The organism is Hydrogenophaga sp. 2FB, from assembly GCF_005503365.1.
Classification (GTDB): Bacteria; Pseudomonadota; Gammaproteobacteria; order Burkholderiales; family Burkholderiaceae_C; genus Hydrogenophaga.
Window position 1 is genome coordinate 1 of record NZ_SCML01000078.1, and the last position, 20,428, is coordinate 20,428.

Annotated in this window: 24 protein-coding genes and 1 tRNA gene; 7 read left to right on the forward strand and 18 right to left on the reverse strand. The window is 66.4% G+C overall.

The window, feature by feature from the left end:
• Positions 1 to 72: 72 nt before the first annotated feature.
• From rpoZ to FFS09_RS28390, 3 genes are read right to left on the reverse strand one after another with little or no spacing between them, the layout of a single operon-like run.
• On the reverse strand, positions 73 to 276 hold the full coding sequence (rpoZ, locus tag FFS09_RS28380; RefSeq protein ID WP_137922257.1) for a DNA-directed RNA polymerase subunit omega: 204 nt from the start codon (positions 274 to 276) through the stop codon (positions 73 to 75).
• Between the two features lie 31 nt (positions 277 to 307).
• On the reverse strand, positions 308 to 928 hold the full coding sequence (gene gmk / locus FFS09_RS28385) for a guanylate kinase (RefSeq protein ID WP_137922258.1): 621 nt from the start codon (positions 926 to 928) through the stop codon (positions 308 to 310).
• 2 nt (positions 929 to 930) lie between these two features.
• Entirely contained in the window at positions 931 to 1,863 is a 933-nt protein-coding gene (locus tag FFS09_RS28390) for a YicC/YloC family endoribonuclease (RefSeq protein ID WP_137922259.1), read from the reverse strand.
• Positions 1,864 to 1,926: 63 nt separating this feature from the next.
• On the opposite strand from FFS09_RS28390, the gene FFS09_RS28395 reads away from it, so the two are divergent.
• The 5 genes from FFS09_RS28395 to hemW are packed head-to-tail and all read left to right on the forward strand — an operon-like array spanning position 1,927 to position 6,488.
• Positions 1,927 to 2,934, forward strand: coding sequence for a serine/threonine protein kinase (locus FFS09_RS28395; protein ID WP_066268004.1), 1,008 nt, complete (start codon positions 1,927 to 1,929; stop codon positions 2,932 to 2,934).
• Entirely contained in the window at positions 2,931 to 3,830 is a 900-nt protein-coding gene (locus FFS09_RS28400) for a PP2C family protein-serine/threonine phosphatase (protein WP_137922260.1), read from the forward strand. Before FFS09_RS28395 ends, FFS09_RS28400 begins: the two co-directional genes overlap by 4 nt.
• 20 nt (positions 3,831 to 3,850) lie before the next feature.
• Positions 3,851 to 4,582, forward strand: a complete 732-nt coding sequence (rph, locus tag FFS09_RS28405) for a ribonuclease PH (protein WP_137922261.1) — start codon at positions 3,851 to 3,853, stop codon at positions 4,580 to 4,582.
• Positions 4,579 to 5,211 (forward strand): RdgB/HAM1 family non-canonical purine NTP pyrophosphatase, encoded by a 633-nt coding sequence (rdgB, locus tag FFS09_RS28410; protein WP_137922262.1) that lies wholly within the window; start codon positions 4,579 to 4,581, stop codon positions 5,209 to 5,211. Before rph ends, rdgB begins: the two co-directional genes overlap by 4 nt.
• A gap of 20 nt (positions 5,212 to 5,231) precedes the next feature.
• Positions 5,232 to 6,488, forward strand: coding sequence for a radical SAM family heme chaperone HemW (gene hemW, locus FFS09_RS28415; RefSeq protein WP_171020248.1), 1,257 nt, complete (start codon positions 5,232 to 5,234; stop codon positions 6,486 to 6,488).
• A 38-nt stretch (positions 6,489 to 6,526) separates the two neighbouring features.
• Here the strand turns inward: hemW and FFS09_RS28420 are convergent, their stop codons facing one another.
• A complete protein-coding gene (locus FFS09_RS28420) occupies positions 6,527 to 7,933 on the reverse strand; it encodes a heavy metal sensor histidine kinase (protein ID WP_171020245.1) in 1,407 nt (468 codons plus the stop codon).
• The gene (locus FFS09_RS28425; protein WP_137922265.1) at positions 7,930 to 8,613 is read right to left on the reverse strand and encodes a heavy metal response regulator transcription factor; all 684 of its coding nucleotides are present in this window, start codon (positions 8,611 to 8,613) and stop codon (positions 7,930 to 7,932) included. Before FFS09_RS28425 ends, FFS09_RS28420 begins: the two co-directional genes overlap by 4 nt.
• 208 nt (positions 8,614 to 8,821) lie before the next feature.
• Here FFS09_RS28425 and FFS09_RS28430 point away from each other — a divergent pair, with 208 nt between their 5' ends.
• The gene (locus FFS09_RS28430; protein ID WP_137922266.1) at positions 8,822 to 9,283 is read left to right on the forward strand and encodes a DUF4148 domain-containing protein; all 462 of its coding nucleotides are present in this window, start codon (positions 8,822 to 8,824) and stop codon (positions 9,281 to 9,283) included.
• 106 nt (positions 9,284 to 9,389) lie between these two features.
• Here FFS09_RS28430 and FFS09_RS28435 read toward each other — a convergent pair whose 3' ends face one another.
• The 12 genes from FFS09_RS28435 to FFS09_RS28490 all read right to left on the reverse strand — a co-directional run bounded on the left by FFS09_RS28435 (position 9,390) and on the right by FFS09_RS28490 (position 18,625).
• Entirely contained in the window at positions 9,390 to 10,010 is a 621-nt protein-coding gene (locus FFS09_RS28435) for a hypothetical protein (RefSeq protein ID WP_137922267.1), read from the reverse strand.
• Between the two features lie 110 nt (positions 10,011 to 10,120).
• Positions 10,121 to 10,208, reverse strand: a tRNA-Ser gene (locus tag FFS09_RS28440).
• 46 nt (positions 10,209 to 10,254) lie between these two features.
• Positions 10,255 to 10,767, reverse strand: coding sequence for a GNAT family N-acetyltransferase (locus tag FFS09_RS28445; RefSeq protein WP_137922268.1), 513 nt, complete (start codon positions 10,765 to 10,767; stop codon positions 10,255 to 10,257).
• Positions 10,764 to 11,981, reverse strand: a complete 1,218-nt coding sequence (locus tag FFS09_RS28450; protein WP_137922269.1) for a PP2C family protein-serine/threonine phosphatase — start codon at positions 11,979 to 11,981, stop codon at positions 10,764 to 10,766. Before FFS09_RS28450 ends, FFS09_RS28445 begins: the two co-directional genes overlap by 4 nt.
• A gap of 12 nt (positions 11,982 to 11,993) precedes the next feature.
• Positions 11,994 to 12,935: a patatin-like phospholipase family protein gene (locus tag FFS09_RS28455; RefSeq protein ID WP_137922270.1), complete on the reverse strand. Its 942-nt coding sequence runs from the start codon at positions 12,933 to 12,935 to the stop codon at positions 11,994 to 11,996.
• Positions 12,932 to 13,276, reverse strand: a complete 345-nt coding sequence (locus FFS09_RS28460) for an STAS domain-containing protein (protein ID WP_137922271.1) — start codon at positions 13,274 to 13,276, stop codon at positions 12,932 to 12,934. Before FFS09_RS28460 ends, FFS09_RS28455 begins: the two co-directional genes overlap by 4 nt.
• Positions 13,277 to 13,292: 16 nt before the next feature.
• Positions 13,293 to 13,763 (reverse strand): ATP-binding protein, encoded by a 471-nt coding sequence (locus FFS09_RS28465; protein WP_137922272.1) that lies wholly within the window; start codon positions 13,761 to 13,763, stop codon positions 13,293 to 13,295.
• Complete coding sequence (locus tag FFS09_RS28470) at positions 13,760 to 15,106, reverse strand: ATP-binding protein (RefSeq protein WP_137922273.1); 1,347 nt, start codon at positions 15,104 to 15,106, stop codon at positions 13,760 to 13,762. Before FFS09_RS28470 ends, FFS09_RS28465 begins: the two co-directional genes overlap by 4 nt.
• Positions 15,103 to 15,462, reverse strand: coding sequence for a response regulator (locus FFS09_RS28475; RefSeq protein ID WP_137922274.1), 360 nt, complete (start codon positions 15,460 to 15,462; stop codon positions 15,103 to 15,105). The genes FFS09_RS28470 and FFS09_RS28475 overlap by 4 nt, the downstream gene beginning before the upstream one ends.
• A 4-nt stretch (positions 15,463 to 15,466) precedes the next feature.
• Entirely contained in the window at positions 15,467 to 16,855 is a 1,389-nt protein-coding gene (locus tag FFS09_RS28480) for an ATP-binding protein (protein ID WP_171020247.1), read from the reverse strand.
• Between the two features lie 133 nt (positions 16,856 to 16,988).
• Positions 16,989 to 17,534 carry a nucleotidyltransferase family protein gene (locus FFS09_RS28485; RefSeq protein WP_137922276.1) on the reverse strand — a complete coding sequence of 182 codons (546 nt, stop codon included), beginning with the start codon at positions 17,532 to 17,534 and terminating at the stop codon, positions 16,989 to 16,991.
• A gap of 101 nt (positions 17,535 to 17,635) precedes the next feature.
• A complete protein-coding gene (locus FFS09_RS28490) occupies positions 17,636 to 18,625 on the reverse strand; it encodes a Bug family tripartite tricarboxylate transporter substrate binding protein (RefSeq protein ID WP_137922277.1) in 990 nt (329 codons plus the stop codon).
• An 86-nt stretch (positions 18,626 to 18,711) separates the two neighbouring features.
• On the opposite strand from FFS09_RS28490, the gene FFS09_RS28495 reads away from it, so the two are divergent.
• Positions 18,712 to 19,776, forward strand: a complete 1,065-nt coding sequence (locus FFS09_RS28495) for a LacI family DNA-binding transcriptional regulator (RefSeq protein ID WP_137922278.1) — start codon at positions 18,712 to 18,714, stop codon at positions 19,774 to 19,776.
• A gap of 1 nt (position 19,777) precedes the next feature.
• Here the strand turns inward: FFS09_RS28495 and ureG are convergent.
• Positions 19,778 to 20,428 (reverse strand): urease accessory protein UreG (gene ureG / locus FFS09_RS28500; protein WP_137922279.1); only part of this gene is annotated, 651 nt, incomplete at its 5' end.

Here is a 20,428-nt window from a genome sequence, read left to right on the forward strand (position 1 = left end):
GGGTTGGGCGGGCAGGCAAAAAAAAACACCGCAACGCGGTGTTTTTTTCCGTGCCCGAAGGCCGTGCCTCGTTCAGAGGGGCACTTTCTTGAGCATTTCGAGGCCGACTTTGCCCTCGGCGATTTCGCGCAAGGCGGTCACGCCGGGCTTGTTCTTGCTCTCGATCTTGGGTGCGTGCCCTTGGCTGAGCATGCGGGCGCGGTACGTGGCGGCCAACACCAGCTGAAAGCGGTTGGGAATCTGTTCCAGACAATCTTCGACGGTGATGCGTGCCATGAACGGGGCCTTCGGTAAGTAAGCGGTGGGATCAAAGAATGTTGAGCGCCTTGAAGGTATCGCTTCGGGCGATACGCTGGGCGGCAAACTTGAGCCGCTGGGCATGGACGATGGCCTTGAGATCAAACAGGGCCCGTTCGAACAACTCGTTGATTATAACGAAGTCGAACTCCCGGGCGTGTGCCGTCTCGGTGGCGGCGTTCTGCAACCGGAGCTCGATGACCTCGGCCGAGTCCTCTGCGCGGCGCTCCAGACGCGAGCGCAGCTCCTCCCAACTGGGCGGCAGGATGAACACCAGCACCGCGTTGGGAAAGATGCGTTTGACCTGAATGGCGCCTTGGTAGTCGATTTCCAGCACCACGTCCGCGCCTTGGGCCATGCGCTGCTCGATGGCCATTTTCGAGGTGCCATAGCGGTTCCCGTGCACCTTGGCCCACTCCAGAAATGCGCCTTGAACGACCATCTGGTCAAAGGTTTCGTTGCTGACAAAGTAGTACTCGCGGCCGTGCAGCTCCTGGCCCCTGGGGGCCCTCGTGGTGTGCGAGATCGAAGGCACGACGCGCGAGTCGAGCTCCATGAGCGCCTTGACCAGGCTGGATTTGCCTGCCCCACTGGGGGCGGCGACGACAAACAGATTTCCGGGATATTCCATGCTTACTCGATGTTCTGCACCTGCTCGCGCATCTGTTCGATGAGCACCTTCATGTCCACCGAGATCCGTGTGAGTTCGAGGTTGGACGACTTGGAGCCGAGGGTGTTGGCTTCTCGGTGCAGCTCCTGGATCAGGAAGTCCAGGCGCTTGCCGACCTCGGCGCCCTTTTTCAACAGCCGCTCGATTTCCGTCAGGTGCGAGTCCAGGCGTGTCAGTTCCTCCGCCACATCGATGCGAATCGCGAAGGCGGTGGCCTCCGTGAGGGCGCGGTCGTGGGCGGCGTCGGAGGACACGGTGGAGCCGGTTGCGCCGGGATTGCCCGCAGCAAGTGCTTCGTTCCAGCGGTCGATGAAGCGCTGGCGCTGCTGAGCCACCAGTTGCGGAATCAGCGGTTGCGCATCTTGCGCGAGCTTGCGCAACTGGCCCAACCGGTCCAGCAGCATGGCCGCCAGGCGCTTGCCTTCGCGCTCGCGCGCCGCGCTCAGGCCTTCCAGTGCAGACGCTGCGGTGGCCAGCAGGCTGTCGTTGAATTCACCGGCGACGCCTTGCTGGCGCGTGGTCAGTTGCAGGATTTCAGCGACCGACAGTGGCGTGGCGGTGGGCAACCACGCACGCACGTTGTCCTGCAGGCCGACGAGCTTTTGCAGGTCCTGAGCGCTGGGGGAGCGGGGAAGGGCGTCGGTGCGGCCTTCGACCCAGGCGCGCACCTCCACTTTTCCGCGCTTCAGGCGCGCGCCCATCATGTCGCGCAGCGCTGGTTCCGCGGCCCGAAGATCGTCCGGAAGCTTGAAAACGAGGTCGAGGAAGCGGCTGTTGACGGAGCGGATTTCGACCCCGACGCCAGCCCGTTGCTCGCGGCTGGGCTCGGCGCTGGCCGGCGCCGGAGACCCACTGGAGTGGGCCGTGGCGTAACCGGTCATGCTGTAAACTGCCATTGACTTTGCCCCAATCTTGGGTGAGTGGTCCAAAACAAGGCGTTCCGGAATCCATCCCGAATTATGTCAAAGGTCAAACCCGCCCCGCTGCCCCCGGACACCGTGATCGGTGGATACCGCATTGTTCGCAAACTGGCGGCCGGCGGTTTCGGTGTCGTGTACCTGGCGGTGGACACGGAAGGCCAGCAGGTCGCCGTCAAAGAGTACCTGCCTTCGTCGCTGGCCTCGCGTGGCCCTGGTGAACTGCTGCCCCAGGTGCAACCGGAAAAGTTGTCGCTGTACCGCCTGGGCCTCAAGAGTTTCTTTGAAGAAGGCCGGGCGCTGGCGCAGATTTCCCACCAGTCGGTGGTGAGCGTGCTCAACTTCTTCCGCGAAAACGAAACCGTCTACATGGTGATGAACTTCCTCGAGGGCGCGTCCCTGCAGGAATTCATCATCACCGCGCGCGAACTCAAGAAGCAGAAGGTGTTCCGCGAGTCCACCATCCGCTCGTTGTACGACGAAGTGCTGCGGGGTTTGCGCATCGTGCACCAGCACAAGATGCTGCACCTGGACATCAAGCCGGCCAATATCTTCGTGACCGACGACAACCGTTCCGTGCTGATCGACTTCGGCGCCGCGCGCGAGGTGCTGAGCAAGGAAGGCAATTTCATTCGCCCGATGTACACGCCCGGCTTTGCCGCGCCCGAGATGTACCGGCGCGATTCGTCCATGGGTCCATGGACCGACATCTACGCCATCGGCGCCTGCATCTACGCCAGCATGCAAGGCTACCCGCCGAACGACGCCCCCCAGCGGCTGGAGAAGGACCGGCTCTCGCTGGCGCTCTCGCGCTTGCGTGGCGTGTACTCCGACAACCTCATCGAGGTGGTCGAGTGGTGCATGTCGCTCGATCCGTTGTCGCGTCCGCAGTCGGTGTTCGCGTTGCAAAAAGAGCTGAGCCGCGAAACCGAGCGCAGCTACACCAAGCTCACCGTGGCCGAAAAAATGCGGTTGCAGTTCGACAACATCGTGTCGGATAACAAGAAATCCCTGCGCAAATCCACCAACGCCGCGACCAAGTTTCGATGAAGTTTTCGGTCTACCAGATCAGCCGCCAAGGGGGGCGCGAGCGCAACGAAGACCGAATGGGCTATGTCTATACGCGGGAGTCGGGCCTGTTCGTGCTCGCCGACGGCATGGGTGGACACCCCGAAGGCGCGATGGCCGCGCAGTTGGCGCTGCAAACCTTCTCCGCCTACTTCCAGAAGGCCGCGAACCCGACGGTGCGCGAAGTGCCGGAGTTTCTCTCCAGCGCCTTGATGGCGGCGCACCACCAGATCATTCGTTACGCCGCTGAAAAGGGCATGCTCGACACGCCGCGCACCACGCTGGTCGCGGCCGTGATGGAGCGCAACCACGTGCACTGGGTGCATTGCGGCGATTCGCGCCTGTACGTGGTGCGCCATGGCGAAATGCTCACCCGCACGCGCGACCACTCCTACATGGAGCAGCAACAGCACCTGGGCCGCGCCACCGATCACATCAACCGCAACATCCTCTTCACCTGCCTCGGTTCGCCGGCCAAGCCGGTGTTCGACCTGTCTGGCCCGGTCCACCTGATGCAGGGCGATCGCGTGTTGCTGTGCTCGGACGGGCTCTGGGGCACGGTGAGCGACGAGGAAATCACGTCCGAACTGTCCAAGCGACCGCTCGAACAGGCGGTGCCCGAACTGGTTGAAATGGCGCTCAAGCGGGGTGGCCCGCGCTGCGACAACGTGACCGTGCTCGCGATGGAGTGGGAGACGGCCGACGAATTCCAGTCCACGCGCGTGTCGACCGAAGACATCGAGGACGGTGTGTTCGCGTCCACCATCCAGTCGGGCGTGCCCGACCCGTCCATCGAAGACATGGACGACGCGGCGATCGAACGATCGATCGCCGAGATCAATGCCGCGATCCGCCGCACGGCCGAACGCAATTCTTGAACTTCCCCTGAGGTTTCCCCATGAGCGATATGTCCCGACCCGGCCAACGGGCCGCCGATGCGTTGCGCGCGGTGCGCATCACCCGCGACTACACCATCCACGCCGAAGGCTCGGTGTTGATCGAGTTCGGCCACACCAAGGTGCTGTGCACCGCGTCGGTGGAAGAGAAGGTGCCGCCACACAAGCGTGGCAGCGGTGAAGGCTGGGTGACGGCCGAGTACGGCATGCTGCCGCGCGCCACCCACACGCGCAGCGACCGCGAGGCCGCCAAAGGCAAGCAGAGCGGGCGCACGCAAGAAATCCAGCGCCTCATCGGCCGCTCGTTGCGCGCGGTGTTCGACTTGAAGGCCCTGGGTGAACGCACCATCGCGCTCGATTGCGACGTGCTCCAGGCCGACGGCGGCACGCGCACCGCGAGCATCACCGGCGCCTTCGTTGCGGCCCACGATGCGGTCACGAAACTGATGGCCGCCGGCAAGCTCACCGCATCGCCCATCAAGGACCACGTGGCCGCGATTTCGGTCGGCATCCTGAACGGGCAAGCCTTGCTGGACCTGGAGTACGTGGAAGACGCCGCCTGCGACACCGACATGAACGTGGTCATGACCGGCGCCGGGCACTTCGTGGAAGTGCAGGGCACGGCCGAAGGCGCGGCCTTCACGCGCAACGAAATGAACACGCTGCTGGGCCTGGCCGAAAATGGCATTGGCGAACTCGTGGCGCTGCAGCGCCAGGCGCTGGGCCTGACATGAAGCTGGTGCTCGCGTCCAACAACCCGGGCAAGCTCGCCGAGTTGCAGGCGCTTTTTGCACCGCTGGGCGTGGAGCTGGTGTGCCAGGCCGATCTGAACATTCCCGAAGCGCCCGAGCCGCACCGCACCTTCATCGAGAACGCGCTGGCCAAGGCGCGCCACGCCGCGCGTGAAAGCGGCTTGCCGGCCCTGGCCGATGACGCCGGTCTGTGCGTCGAGGCCTTTGGCGGCCTGCCCGGCGTGGACACCGCGTACTACGCCACGCAGTTTGGCTACGCCAAGGGCGACGGCAACAACGTGCGCGCCTTGCTGGAGCAAATGGCGAACGTGGCCGACCGCCGCGCTGCGCTCGTCAGCACCCTGGTGGCCTTGCGCAGCGCGGACGACCCCGAACCGCTCGTGGCCAGCGGCCGCGCGCCCGGTCTCATCACGCAGCAGCCCATCGGCGACAACGGCTTCGGCTTCGACCCGGTGATGTACCTGCCGGCGTTCGGCAAGACCTTCGCGCAACTGCCCACCGAGGTGAAGAACGCGAACAGCCACCGCGGCCGCGCGGCGCAGGCCATGCTCGAACTGATGCGCGAGCGCTGGTTCGCGCCCACATCCACCGCTCCCGCAGGCACACCATGAGCGATCCCACCGGCGTGCCGATGTCCTGGCCGGGCGGCCAGCCGGCATCCGCGGGCCCGGCGGCGGACCCGACGTGGAACGACGTGCGCCACTGGATGCGCCCGGGCACCTTGCAGCTGCAGAGCCTGCCGCCGCTTTCGCTCTACATCCACCTGCCGTGGTGCCTCAAGAAGTGCCCGTACTGCGACTTCAACTCGCACGAGTGGACCGCCACCGCCGCCCCCGGTGAGGCCCTGCCCGAATCCGCGTACCTCGACGCCCTGCGCGCGGACCTCGCGGCCTCATTGCCCTTGATCTGGGGCCGCACCGTGCACAGCGTGTTCATCGGCGGTGGCACGCCCAGCCTGTTTTCGCCGGAAGCGATCGACCGCTTGATCGGCGATGTGCGCGCGATGCTGAGGCTGGAGGCGGATGCCGAGATCACGCTCGAAGCCAACCCCGGCACTTTCGAAAAAGACCGCTTCCGCGCGTTCCGCGCAGCCGGCGTGACGCGCCTGTCGATCGGTGTGCAGAGCTTCAACGACGCGCACCTGAAGGCGCTGGGCCGTGTGCACGACCGCGAGCAGGCCATGGCCGCGGTGGCCGAAGCCGCACAGGCCTTCGACACCTTCAACCTCGACATCATGTACGCGCTGCCGGGGCAGACGCTGGCCGATTGCGAGGCCGACATCCGCACCGCGCTGTCGTTCGCGCCGCCGCACATTTCCATCTACCACCTCACGCTCGAACCCAACACCTACTTCGCCAAGTACCCGCCCGCCTTGCCGCCGGAAGACGAGGCCTGGGACATGCTGGACCGCATCACCGACCTGACCCGCGAGGCGGGCCTGCAGCGCTACGAGGTGTCGGCCTACGCGCGCGAGGGGCACCAGTGCTGGCACAACACGAACTACTGGCAGTTCGGTGACTACCTCGGCATTGGCGCGGGCGCGCACGGCAAGCTCAGCTTCGCGCACCGCGTGGCGCGGCAGGTGCGGGTGCGCGAGCCCCGCCTGTACATGGAGCGCGCGCTCGCGGGCAACGCGGTGGTGAGCGCCGGCGAGGTGCCCCGCAAGGCCTTGCCGTTCGAGTTCATGCTCAATGCCTTGCGGCTCAAGGACGGCTTCACCCTGCTGCAGTTCATGGAACGCACGGGCTTGCCGATCTCCAGCATCGCGCCGGCATTGGCGCAGGCGGAGCAGAAGGGGCTGATCGCGCGCGATGCCACACGCGTATGGCCCACCGAGCGCGGCTTCGACTTTCTCAGCGATCTGCAGGAACTGTTTCTGGCGGACTGACGCGGCAAAACCGTATGAGCGCCGCGCGGGGCGCGGAATCAGGCCGCGGCGTTCGGCCCCGCGTGCAGGCTGAAGCCCACGCGTGTGATGCCGCCGCTGGACTCGGCGGTGGGCATGCCGTCGTGCATGCGCGCGATCGCCGCCACGATGGACAGGCCCAGGCCGTGGTGCGGCTTCTCCAGCTCGCAGCGCGCGGCATCGGCGCGGAAGAAGCGGTCGAACATGCGGGGCAGGTGCGACGGGTCGATGGCGGGCCCGGCGTTCTCCACCCACAGCTGCACCCCGCGCCCATTGGCCGACGCGTGGGCGATGCGCACGCACAACTGCGAGTTCGGCGTGGCGTAACGGATGGCATTGCCCAGCAGGTTCGACAGCGCGCGTTTGACCAGCGGTTCGTCCATGGGCAGTTGCGCATCGCCATCGATGGTCACGCTCAGACCGCGCTCTTCCATCGGGGCTTCGTGGAACTCGACCACCTGGCGCACCACCTCGGCCATGCTGACCGCCGCGCCGCGGCGCGCCTTGACGCCACGGTCGGCCTGCGCGAGGAACAGCATGTCGTTGACGATGGCGGCCATGCGCTGCAGTTCCTCCAGATTGGAGACCAGCGTGTCTTCGAGTTCGGCCACGCCGCGTTCGCGGCTGAGCGCCACTTCGGTCTGGCCGATCAGGTTGGCCAGGGGCGTGCGCAGTTCGTGCGCCACGTCGGCGTTGAAGCCCTCGAGTTGCACATAGGTGCGCTCGACCCGTTGCATCAGACCGTTGAACTGGTCGACCACGGGTTGCAGCTCAACGGCTGGCTCCGCCAGCGCGATGCGTTGACCCAGGCGCCGCGCGTCGATGGCCTTGGTTTGTGCGGCCAGGTCGAGCAGGGGGCGCAGGCTGCAGCGCACGCGCCAGAACGTGCCCCAACCCACCAGCGCACCGCCGGCCAGCACGGTCCCGATCAGCAGCAGCGCCATGTGGCGCGCCGTCTTGGCGTCCCGCGAGCAGTCGAGCAGCAACTGCCCCTGCAACGGGCCACCGGCCTTCGTGGGGACCGAGAAAGCCATGCCACGCGAGCTCTGCTGGTTGATGTCGAAGCTGGGCGAGGCGTCGCGGTAGAACGTGCTGCCGTCGGCGCGACGAACCTCAACGAAGGTCGTGGGGCTGCGTTCGGCGAGCCAGGCCAGTTTGGCCTTCATTTCCGCTTCGCCGCCTTGGGCATCGGCCGAGCGCAGCACCTCGACCAGCACGGAGCTGTACTTTTGCAGCTCTTCGTCGTGCTTGGCGATGAAGAGCATCGTGGTGGCGCCATAGATGAACGCCAGCAACACGCCCAGCCCGATCACGGTCTGCGCCGCCAGCAGCAGCGAGAGGCGCCGGCCGATGGAGTAGGTGCACGGCGTCTCGCACGGCTTGTCGACCAGTGCCGGCGCATGGGTGTTCAGGGCGGTGGTGTTCACGAACGTTCCTCCAGCACATAGCCCATGCCGCGCACGTTGTGCAGCAGCTTGGGCTTGAATGGGTCGTCCATTTTGGAGCGCAGGCGCCGCACAGCGACTTCGACGACGTTGGTGTCCGAATCGAAATTCATGTCCCACACCTGCTCGGCAATGGTGGTGCGCGAAAGGATCTGGCCCTTGCGGCGCGCCAGCAGCGCGAGCAGGGCGAATTCCTTGGCGGTGAGCTCCAGGCGCTGGCCGGCGCGCCACGCCTTGCGGCTGAGCAGGTCCATTTCCAGGTCGCTCACGGTCATGCGGGACGTGGCCGCTTCGCTGACGGCGGCGGGCCCGCGGCGCAGCAACGCGGCCACGCGGGCCAGCAGCTCAGAGAAGGCGAAGGGCTTGACGAGGTAGTCGTCCGCGCCGGCCTCAAGGCCTTGCACGCGGTCCTCGACGCGGTCGCGCGCGGTGAGCATCAGCACCGGCGTGTTGCGCTTTTCGCGCAAGGCCGCGAGCACGCCGAAGCCGTCGATGCCGGGCAACATGATGTCCAGCACCAGCAACTGGTAGTCGCCTTCGAGCGCGAGGTAGCGGCCCTCGATGCCGTCGCGCGCGACGTCCACGGTGTAGCCGGCCTCGGAGAGACCGCGCTTGACGTAGTCCGCCAGCTTGGATTCGTCTTCAATGACCAGCACGCGCATGTGGGTAGGCTCGGTGACCGGGTGGAGGGACAAGGCGGCAAAAGACCTTGCGGGAGCCCAAATTGTCGCGGAATTGCCCGTTTTGCTGCATTACGAATCGGTAATTCTCGCGTTCTGAAAATGACAGACCCGGTTTTTACAGTCTCTCCTGTGCCACCGACAAAGCGGCACAAAAGGTCACTCTAACCACCCGCTCAAAGGAACTGTCATGAACCGCACTACCCGAATCCTCCTGCCCCTCGTTTTGACCGCTGTTGCTGGCGCCGCCATGGCCCAGGGCGCACCCCTGACCCGCGCCGAAGTGCAAGCCCAGGCCATTGCCGCCCGCGATGCTGGCCAGCTCGGTCACAAGAACGTGTCGACCTACAGGGCCCCCGTCAGCACGACCGTGTCGACGCTGACCCGCGCCGAAGTGCAGGCCCAAGCCATTGCCGCCCGTGATGCCGGCCAACTGGGCAACCAGGAAAGCCCCGACCTCGTGATCGCAGCCGGCACGCCCAAGACGCGCGCCCAAGTGGTGGCCGAGACCGCCGAAGCCCAACGCCTGGGCCTGCTGAACCTGAGCGAAACCGACTTCCCCAAGATCGCGACCGCTGAACAGAACGAACTCATTCGCCAAGCCGGTCTGCGCGCCGTTGGCAATTCGACCAACCTGGCCCAAAGCCGATGAACGAAGCTTGCTGCCGCCCGGTGGGGTGGTTTGGATGCCCCTGACTGACCTTCCAAGCCATTCCGCCGGGCGTGCTGCATTGCTACCTTGTCAGGCGTGACCTTCTTCAACGGTCCCGCAGTTCTGAAAAGTCGCTCAGCGACGCCTTGACCGAGTCGATCCAGTCCCGACGCGCCGTGGGCTCGTCACGCGAGGCCAGCACCAACAGTGCGTTGACCAGGACGAACGTCACCAGCCAGGCGGCCAGCGCCACCAGCAGCGCGAATTCGATGGACACCGTGCCGTTCCAGGCCCGGGCCACGCCCAGAAAGGCGCAATAGAACCAGACGCTGTTGGACAGCGACACGCTGGCGGCGACCACGAGCCAGTCGCGGCGTTTCCAGTGCGCCAACGGTCGGGCGCGGCCGAGAATCGGGAAGACACCCCAGTGCAGCACCAGCGCGTTGAGCGTGAGCAGCACCACCAGTGCGATCTTGGCCTGCAACTTGGGGTTGTGGGTCAGGTAGTCCGGGGTCTCCTGCAGATGCAGCGCGATCAGCGCCCCGCCGGTGAGGTACAGGACGATCAGCGCGACCGACACGATGCGGGTTTCCAGCCGCTCGGGCCTTGGAATCACCACGCGGTAGCCCACGGCGCGTGCGACCAGGCGCAGGTCGGTCAGCACGATGGTGCCGATCGCCGCGCACGTGGCGATGAGGTGCAGAAATGCCAGCAGGGTCAAGGACATGTCGTTGTATGGCCAAAATACCCCGGGTGGTAGGGCCGCGACAGTCTAGCAAGCTCGGTGCCAATCCGTAACACAAGGTTGCATGCGCTTGTGCGGGATGCTGTTGCTGTTGGCGGAGACTGTGAGATTCGAACTCACGGACCCTTGCGGGTCGGCAGTTTTCAAGACTGCTGGTTTAAACCGCTCACCCAAGTCTCCGGAAGCGATTGCAAGGGCGCGATTTTAGCCTGTGTGCCTCAGCGCACTAGGGCAGCACGCAACTGACCCGCTCGACACCGCGGTCCGGTGGCTCATCGAAACCCCGCTCCAGTCCGTGTTTGCGCATGAAGGCCATCATGCGCAGGTTGGCGTCCAGCACGTCGCCGTAGATGTGGCGCAGCCCTGCGCGGCGCGCGCCGGCCATCATGGTGGTCATCAGCCGGTGGGCTACGCCCGAGCCCTGCCAGCCGTCGAGCACGCTCAGGGCCAGCTCGGCGCTGCCCATTTCTTCGTCGACCACCACCCAGCCCGCTTCACCCACGATCTCTTCGCCGTCGGGGCCCCAGATGCAGGCCACCCAGGCGGCGTGGCGGATGCCGTCGGCGTTGATCAGATAGGCCACCAGCTTTTGCGAGCTGCCATTGACGCTGCCGTGGAAACGGTTGCGCCTTGAGGGCACGCTCAGGGTCGCCAGAAAAACGCGCATCGATTGTTCGTCTTCCGTGCGCACGCGGCGCACGATCACGGGTGGGGAGGTTTCGTTGTGGGTCGGGCTCATGGTTCGGTGGCGGATTCGCGTATCACACAGAACAGGGTCATGTCGTCGTGCGGTTCGAACGCGCCGACATGCTGGGCCAACCGGGTGCGCACGCTGTCCACCACGGCCTGCGCGGTGCCGGACGTGTGGGCGAACACCTGTCCCAGAGCGACGTCGCCGAAGGTGCCCGATGCGCCCAGTGCTTCGGTGACACCGTCGGTGAACAGCAGCAACCGGGCGCCGGGCTGCAGGTCGATGGTTTGCACGGTGCAGCGCTGGCCGGGCATCAGGCCCACTGCGGGACCGGTGATGGTGAGCTGGGCCAGGAAGCCGCCTTGCGCCTGCAGCACCCATGGCCCTTCGTGGCCCGCGTTGAGGTAATGCATGCGGCCGGTGTGTGGGTCCAGCAGCGCAAAAAATACCGTGGCAAACATGTTCTCGTGACCGTGCACGGTCGCGATGTAGTCGTTGGCGAACGCTACGCTGCGCACCAGCGTCTCGGCCGGCGATTCGTCGGGTCTGGCCTGGCAGGCCATGGCGCGCAGCAAGGTGCGGAACAAGGCCATGTACAGCGCCGCGCCCACGCCCTTGTCGCACACGTCGGCCACCACAAACGCCAGCTGGCCTTGGGGCAGCAGGAAGGCGTCGTAGAAGTCGCCGCCCACCTGCCGGGCCGGGGAGCAGCTGGCGCCCAGCGTCCAACCCGCGAGCACCGGCAGGTCCATGGGCAGAAAGCCCTGCTGGATGCGCCGGCCGATGTCGAGTTCGCGCGACAACGCCTGCAGCAGCTGGCTCTTCTGGTCCTGCAGGCGCTTCTTGGCCAGCGACGAGGCGATGCGCGCCTGCAGCACCAGGGGGTTGAAGGGTTTGGGCAGGTAGTCGTCGGCGCCCAGTTCGAGGCAACGCACGACGCTTTCGCTTTCGTCGATGGCCGAGACCATCACCACCGGCAGCTGCGCCGTGGCGGGCGAGGCGCGGATGCGGCGCAGAGCTTCGTAACCGTCCATCTCGGGCATGGTGATGTCCAGCAGCACGAGGTCCCAGTCTTCCTGCTCCAGCTTCTCCAGCGCATCGCGCCCGTTGACCGCCATGCCCGGTTCGTGGCCCAGGCGCTGGATGCGGCGCGCCAGCAGGTCGCGGTTGAGCGCGAGGTCGTCGACCACGAGGATGCGCATGGGGCGCTCCAGCGATTTCGGGGTTTGGGCGGCGGACAACATGCGCGGGTCGGTGGGCACGTTGTCGGGCTCTCAGGCGGCGACCGATTCGGCGCGTTCGCGCTCGGCGGACAGCAGCGCGTGGAGGTACGGCATCTGCTGCAGCGCGGCTTCCTCGCCTTCTTCGATGATGGCGGGCACCTTGGTGGTGTCGAAGAGGCCCACGCGCTGCTTGAACTGCGGCAGGATCAGGATCATCTCGGAGTGGTGCACCGCGCTCTGGAAAGCCAGGCGGGCCTTGAGCAGGTTGTTCGCGAGGATGGCGCTGAGCTGGCTGGCGAAGCGCCCGGCGCTGCGCACGTTGTCCTGGAACGGGCTCTCGAAACCCACCGCCACGATCACGCGCCCGCCGTTCTTCATCGCCACGCTGACCGGCAAGGGGTCGGCGAGATAACCATCGACCAGCAGGCGGTCGCCCATCTTCACGGGCTTGAACACCAGCGGCAGCGACACGCTGGCGCGAATGGCCTGCACCAGATCGCCGCGCGTGATGTCGACCAGTTCACCGTTCTTGAAATCGGTGGCGGTGATGTGCAGCGGGATCGGCGTGTCTTCGATGCGCTGGTCGCCAAACACGGCGCGAAAGGCCGCGAGCATAGGGGCGTCGTCGCGCAAACCGAAGCCTTCGGCCTTGAAGCCGAAGAGCCGAGGTGCGATCAGCTGCAGCAGACCCCGGTTGTTGCGTTTGGAGGTCAGCTGGCGGGTCCAGGTGCTGAGGGTGACTTCCGTCATGCGTTGGGCGTCAAAGCCCATGGCCACGCCCGCGGCGAACAGCGCGCCGCCGCTGCAGCCCACCACGCGTTCGATGCCGATGCCCGCCTCGGTCAACGCCTTGACCACGCCAATCGCCGCGGCGCATTTGACGCTGCCCGAGCCGATGACCAGGGTGACGGCGGGCGCGCGGCTCACTGGAGTACCTTCGCCCTGCGGGCTGCGGTGCGAGCTTGCTTGGGAACGGCCCGGCGCTGCGCTCATGCGAGTTCCTTGAAGCTGACCACCGCGTGGTCCACGTCCGGGAAGATGCTGAGGATGCTGGTGAAGCCGGAAATGTCGAGCACCCGATGCACCTGCGGCTGCACCGCGGCCATGCGCAAGTCGCCACCGGCCAGGCGGCAACCCTTGACGGTGCTCAGCAGGGAGCGCAGGCCGGCGCTGCTGGTGTAGTTCACCAGGCTGAAGTCGGCGACCAGGCGCACATGCCCTTGCGCGATGGCTTCTTCAAACCGCTGGCTCAGGGTGTCGACGGTGAGGCTGTCGATGCTGCCCGTGATCGCCACGATGGAGACCGTGTCGTGTTGTCGAATGTGGATCTGCATGGCGGTTCTCCGGGAGTCAAGGGGACGGGTGGGGCTCGAGAAATTTTTCGATCGTGAACACGTTGCCGCGCGTGGGGTGGCGTTCGTAGTGCTGGCGGTCGGACAGCTGTCGGATCAGGTGCACGCCCAGGCCGCCCACCGCGCGCGCGTCGGCCGACGCGGCAGCGTTCGCGGGCGCGAGCGACAAGGGGTTGAACGCTTTCCCCTGGTCTTCCAGTTTGAGGACGACGCGCCGTGGCCCGTCGTTGTGAAGGAGCTGGACCTCTAGCGCCATCAGTCCCTCCATGCCTTTGGGGTAGGCGTGGTGGATGACGTTGACACACGCTTCCTCCACCACCAGGCGCAGATCGTGGCAGGTCGTGTCGTCGAGGTGCTCGCGCGCGCACAAGGCCGACACCATGGCCTGCAGTGCCGGCAGGTTGGCCAGCCGTGCGACGCAGGCGATGCGCTGCGCGCCGCCCCGGGTGCTGGGGGGCAGGCCGGTCATGCGCCCGGCTCCGAGGGCACGGGCTGGGGCAACCACACCGTGAAGCAGGAGCCCTCACCCGGCTGGCTGGTCACGTCGATGTCGCCGCCCATCAGGCGGCACAGGCGGCGGCTGATGGCCAGGCCCAGGCCGCTGCCGCCGAAGGCGCGCGTGGTGCTCTCGTCCACCTGCAGGAAGGGCTGGAACAGCTTGGCCATGGCCTCGGGGGACATGCCGATGCCGCTGTCCTGCACATCGAAGCGCACCTCCATGGCGCCGGTGGGATGTCCGTGCGTGGTGGCGCGCAACCGCACGACACCGTGGGACATGAACTTGGCGGCGTTGGAGACCACGGCGATCAGCACCTGCCGCAAGCGCAGGGCGTCCGCATGCACCACGCTCAGGCCTGGTTGCACGTCCACCTGCATGCGGTTGCCGTTGGCCACCATCGTCGGGTTCACGGCGGTGTCGACGGACGAGAGAAGGCCACGCAGGTCGCAGTCCTCCAGGTGCAGGTGGACCTTGTTCGCGTCGAGCCGCGTCAGGTCCAGCACCGCGTTGATCATGGCCAGCAGTTCCGTGGCCGCGTGCTTGATGCGGCCCAGGTCGGCCCGGGCCTCGGGCGTGGTGCTGGCGGGCAGCTCCTCGTCGAGCAGCTCGGTGTAGCCGATCACCGCGTTGAGCGGCGTGCGCAGTTCGTGGCTCATGTTCGCCAGAAACGCGCTCTTGGCCTTGTTGGCCTGCACGGCCTCCGTGCGCGCCTGTTCGAGGTGCACGGCCTGGGCTTCGATTTCGCGGTTGCGTTCTTCCAGGGCGGCGCGCGTCTTGCGCGTGCGCAAGGACTCGGCATGGATCGCGTGACCGAACAGCGACAGGTACAGCGCGGCCGCCACGGCCGACAAGCCGATGGTCAGCAGCGAGGTGTCGGGACGGAACTCGAAGCCGGTCAGCGCGGCGCCGACCAGCAGACCGCAGGCCAGGGCGATGAGGCCGCGCACCGCGTGCCGCCCGCCGCCCGAGCCGAGGTTGGACGCGTGCATGGCGCCGCCCAGCGCGACGATGATCCAGGGGTTCAGGCTGGAGAGTCCGCCGTAGGCGCCGATCAGGAACGAATCGACCAGCAGGGCGCGCATCTCGCTGCGCCGGCTGTCCTTCGCGCGGCGGCTCAGCCAGTAGGCCAGGTGCGGCCAGATCAGCATGACCGCCGCCACCCACCACATGGACTGCGGCGGCTTCATCGCGAACACCGAGCCCAGCAGCAGGCCCGCGGCCAGGTGCGCGCCGATGCGCACCGGGTAGTTCACGCGCACCCCGCCGTAGAGGCGGCGGGCCCCATCTTCCTGGTCTTCGTCGGCCTTCGTCACAGCTGCCCCTCGATCTTGGTGAGCAAGCGCTCGAGGTCGATCGGCTTGGTGTCGAAGTCGTCGCAGCCCGCTTCCATGGCGCGCTGGCGATCGCCTTCCATGGCGTGCGCGGTGAGCGCGATCACCGGGATGCTGTGCAGGACGGGGTCGGCCTTGAGGCGTTTCGTGGCTTCCCAGCCGTCCATGATGGGCAGGCTCAGGTCCATCAGGATCAGGTCGGGCCGTGTGCTGGCCGCCATCTGCAGTGCGTCCGGGCCGTCGACGGCCATCACGACGTCGAAGCCGCGCTTGAGCAGCCGGCGCGACAGCATGTCCCGGTTGAGCTCGTTGTCTTCGACCAGCAGGATCCTGGCCATGCCGTCAGTCCGCCATCGCCGTCTCGGTCGGCGGCAGGTTGGCCCGCACCACGGCGCGGAACAGGCTGCCTTCACCGAGCGTGCTTTCGGCCGTCACGTCGCCACCGAGCAAACGGCACAGGCGGCGGCTGATGGCCAGGCCCAGGCCCGTGCCGCCGTACTTGCGGGTGGTTTCGGCATCCGCCTGCACAAAGGGCTGGAAGAGCTTGCCCAGTTGAGACGGCGACATGCCGATGCCGGTGTCGCGGACGTTGAACATCATCACGGGTTGACCCTGCGCATCGGTGTCGCGGCTGGTCTCGATGGAGATGCGCCCGTCCTGGGTGAACTTGGCCGCGTTCGACACCAGGTTGATCAACACCTGCCGCAGCTTCGTGAGGTCCGAGCACATCGCGCCGAGGTTCGGCGCGCCGTGCACCTCCAGCGTGTTGCCGTTGGTGGACAGCAGGGGCTGCGTGGTCGAGACCACCTGGTCCAGCAGCGCGGCCAGGTCGAAGACTTCGATGTGCAGTTCGATCTTGCCGGCCTCGATCTTGGAGAGATCGAGCACGTCGTTGATCATCTGCAGCAGATGGCGCGCCGCGCCCTTGATGTGCCCCAGGTCGACCAACGCTGCGCCCAGGTCGCCGCGGTCGGCGAAGTCGTCCTCCAGCATTTCGGTGTAGCCGATCACCGCGTTGAGCGGCGTGCGCAGTTCGTGGCTCATGTTGGCCAGGAAGGCGCTCTTGGTGTGGTTCGCGGTCTCGGCCTGCTCGCGGGCGCGTTCGGCGATGGCGCGGGCCTGTTCCAGATCGGCTTTCTGCTGCTCGATCACGTCGTTGCGCGCCTTCAACTCGCGCTTGGCCTGAATCGCCGCCCGCGTCTGGTAGTGCGACACCAGGCCGAACGCCGCGGTGTAGGTGACGACGGCCAGGGCGGTCATCATGTGCGCCAGGAACGACACGGGCGACACCTCGAAGCCGGCGTACAGCCCCGTGAGCAGGACGCCCAGCGCGAAGCCCACCGCACCGATCACGCCCAGGCGGATGCCGCCGATGCTCAGGTTGGCGGCGTTGATGGCGGTGAACGAGACCACGCCGATCCACAGGTCCAGCCCGGTCAGCAGCGTGAACGCGCCCATGAAAAAGCTGTCGACCGCCAGGTTCCACTGTTCGGCGCCCTTGCTGTCTCTGGCGCGGCTGGCCAGCAGGTAAGCGATGTGTGGCCACAGCAAGGCAATGACGCAGATCAGCACCAGGAAGCTCAGCGGCATGGTGCGCAGCTGCAGCACCGAGAGCGCGGCGGCGCCAAAGAACCCGTGCCCGATGATGCGCAGGCCGTAGTCCAGTCGAACGGTGGGGTGGACCCGCCGCGCGGACGCCTGCGCGCCCAGGTCGATCGTGGCTGTGTTCAAGGCAGCTAGCTCTCCAGGTCCGGCGCCTGAATCTGCACCTGCAGGTGGGCCGCGGCCAACATCATAATACGTATTAGATTCTGATTTGAAGCTTTCCTGGGAGGCTGGGCCATTCAAGGCATTGAGAAGGTTTCTACGTCCCGATCACCAGCCAGGGCCAGCGTGCCCGATACGACTCGGCCTTGCGCTCGAACAGGTCGCGGTAAGGCGTCTTCGGGTTCGGAGTCAACACGCCGTCATAGACGAGTTCCAGACCGTTCGGTGCATAGATTTCGCCTGGCCGAATACCGACGCAAGTGGCGGGGATGAGAAACCGGTCAATCCCGTCCTGGGTGCTTTGCAGTTGTTCGTAGGGTTGGCCGAAATACGATTCGTACCAGAGGTGCACGCGCGCCTGATTGGAGGCTTCGACCCGGATGCCCAGATCACTCAGCACCTTCTCGGCTCGCTGCTGGACGGCCCGTTCACCCGCTTCGGTGTTGTCCAGGGGATCGAAGTAAAAAAGGTCGTAGTCCTTGATGGCCGCTTCGGGCGCGCAGCCCGACTGGATATTCCAGACCGTTTGAAAAAGACAACCTGCCACCAGCCAACCATCGGGAAGCGCAAGCTCATCCCAGCGCTCAAGGATGGCGCGGTTGTGGCTGTTTCGGCGTACGTCCGCCAGGAATCGATCTCTCATCGTCGATCAACGGGTCTGCCGAGCCTGCCCAATGCCGATGCGCCTGCGCATGAAAGACGTGTGCGACAGCAACTGCTCAGGACGCCCAAGAGGATCCGCCATCAAAGAGGTTCGACGCGCGCCGCCTTGACCAGCGAGCGCAGCTTCATTTCGTCGGCCGCGTAGAAGCGGCCGGCTTCCTGCAAGGACATGGGGGGTGGCACGCTGCCGCCGGCGTTGCCGATGGCGCGGCGCACCTGCGCATCGGCGAGCGCTTCGATGGCGGCGGTGTGCAGCTGCGCGCTGATGGTGTCGCTCACCGACGCGGGCACCAGCAGTCCGACCCAGATGCCGGGCTGCGCGATGCCGGTCGCCCAGGGGCCTTCGGCGACGGTGGCCACCTGGGGAAAACGCGCCAGCCGCTGCGCCGAGAACACGCTGAGCACCTTCATCTGGCCTGCGGCCACCATGTTGTCCAGCAGCGCGTCCACCGGCAGCACGGTGAAGTCGATGCGCCCGGCGCGCAGGTCGTTGAGCATCGGCACGCCGCCGCGGTAGGGCACGTGGGTGGCGGTCGAGCCGGTGGCCGACAGCAAGGTCTCGGTCACCAAATGAAACAGCGAGCCCTGGCCGGTGCTGCCGTAATTCAAGGCATGCTTGGCGCGCTGGTGTGCGAGGGTGATCAGTTCGTCCAGGCTGTTCGCCGGCAAATCGCTGCGTGCGTAGAGCGCCAGGGGCGAACGGTTGATCAGGCCCAGGAGGCGGAAGTCCGTGGGCTGGTAGCGAACGGCGCGCAGCATGAGCGGCGCCAGCACGGTTTCCGAAGGCGATCCCACCAGGATCGTGGTGCCATCGGCCGGGGCGTTGAGCAAGTGGCTCGCGGCGATGGAGCCGCTGGCGCCGGGCATGTTCTCCACCACCGCGGTGCTGCCCAGCCGGCGGCCGAGTTCGGGTGCCACGGCCCGCGCGAAAGCGTCGGTGACGCCGCCCGCGGGCTGTGCCACGAGAATGCGCAGTGGGCCGGTGCGCGACGGCGCTCGGGTTTCGGAAACGGCAGGGAGCGAGGCGCTGGCCAGGCCCGATAGGGTAAAAACCCGGCGTGTGATGGTCATGGAGGCCTCCGCCCGCTCAGGATTCAGATGGTTGTTGTTTCCCGTCAAAGGAAAGCGAAAGCGAATGTTAATGCAGGCAATTCAGTGTGAAGAAACCCAGAAGTGAGTCCCCGGCCTCCGTGCCCGGCGCCGCCGCGCGCGCCAAGGCACGGCGCCGCCCGACACAGCGGGACATCGCGCTGGCCACGGGCCTGTCGCAAACCGCGGTGTCGCTGGTGCTCAACGGCGTGGAGCCGTCCTCGGTGTCCGACGACGCGCGACAGCGCATCCAGCAGGCCGCGGAGAAGCTGGGCTACGTGCCCAACCGCATGGCGCGCAACCTGCAATCGGCGCGCACGCGCACCTTGGCCTGTATCGTTCCCGACCTCACCAACCCGACCTATCCGGCCTTGATCCGGGGCTTCCAGACCGCCGCCGATGCGGCCGGCTACGACACCATGATCTTCGACACCGACGGCACGCCCGAGCGTGAGCAACGGGCGCTGCAATGGTTGTCGCAAGGGCATGTCGACGGTGTGATGGCGGTGTTCTTCCACGTCGCCGAAGCCGAGCTGAAAACGGCCACGCGGGGCGGCACGGCCGTGGTGCGGCTGGAGAGCCAGCGCCCGCGCGCGTCGCGCGACTTCGACAAGATCTACATCAACAACGCGGCGGCGGCGCAGGCCATGACACAGGCGTTGATTCGCAAGGGGCATCAGCGCATTGCCATGCTGTCGTGTGCCATCGGCCCGGGCGCCGAGCGGCAACGCGGCTACCAGGCGGCGATGAACGAAGCCGGTCTGAAACCGCAGATCGTGCGCGCCGAGGACTTCACGCAGGCCGATGGCGCCCGCGCCATGGCGGCGTTGTTGAAGACGGGCTTCGAGGGCAGTGCGGTGTTTGCCGCCAACGATCTGCTGGCCATCGGCGCGATGTCGGCGCTGGTCGCCTTCGGTCGCCGCATTCCCGATGATGTGGCGGTGGCCGGCTTCGACGACATTCCGCTGGCGCAACTGCTGCAGCCGGCGTTGACCACCGTGTCCCGCAACGAACTGGCGATCGGGCGCTTCGCGGCGGAGTTGCTGGTCCAGCGGCTCGACGGCCCCGACGCCGGCCGCCCCGGCCAGGGCTTCGAGCGGCCGTTTGAACTGGTGATGCGCGAGTCGGCCTGATCTAGGCGGTGGCGCGCAACATACCCTTGCGTTCGATGAAACGCACCACGTCGTCCACGCCCGCCAGGGTCTTGAGGTTGGTCATGACCCAGGGGCGGCGTTCTGCATCCGGGCGCATGCGCGCGGTGTCGGCCTTCATCACCTCCAGGTCGGCGCCCACGTGCGGCGCCAGGTCGGTCTTGTTGATGACGAAGAGGTCGCTCTTGGTGATGCCGGGCCCGCCTTTGCGCGGGATCTTTTCGCCGGCGGCGACGTCGATCACATAGACCGTGAGGTCGGAGAGTTCGGGGCTGAAGGTCGCGGCGAGGTTGTCGCCACCGGACTCGATGAACACCACATCGGCATCGGGGAACTGCTCGAGCATGCGGTCGATGGCTTCGAGGTTGATCGAGGCGTCTTCCCGGATGGCGGTGTGCGGGCAGCCACCGGTCTCCACACCCATGATGCGCTCGGCCGGCAATGCGCCGCTGACGGTGAGGATGCGCTGGTCTTCCTTGGTGTAGATGTCGTTGGTGATGGCGATCAGGTCGTACCGGTCGCGCATCGCTTTGCACAGCATTTCGAGCAGGGTGGTTTTGCCGGAGCCGACCGGGCCGCCGATGCCGACGCGCAGCGGGGGCAGGTGTTTGGTGCGGTGGGGGATGTGGTGGAG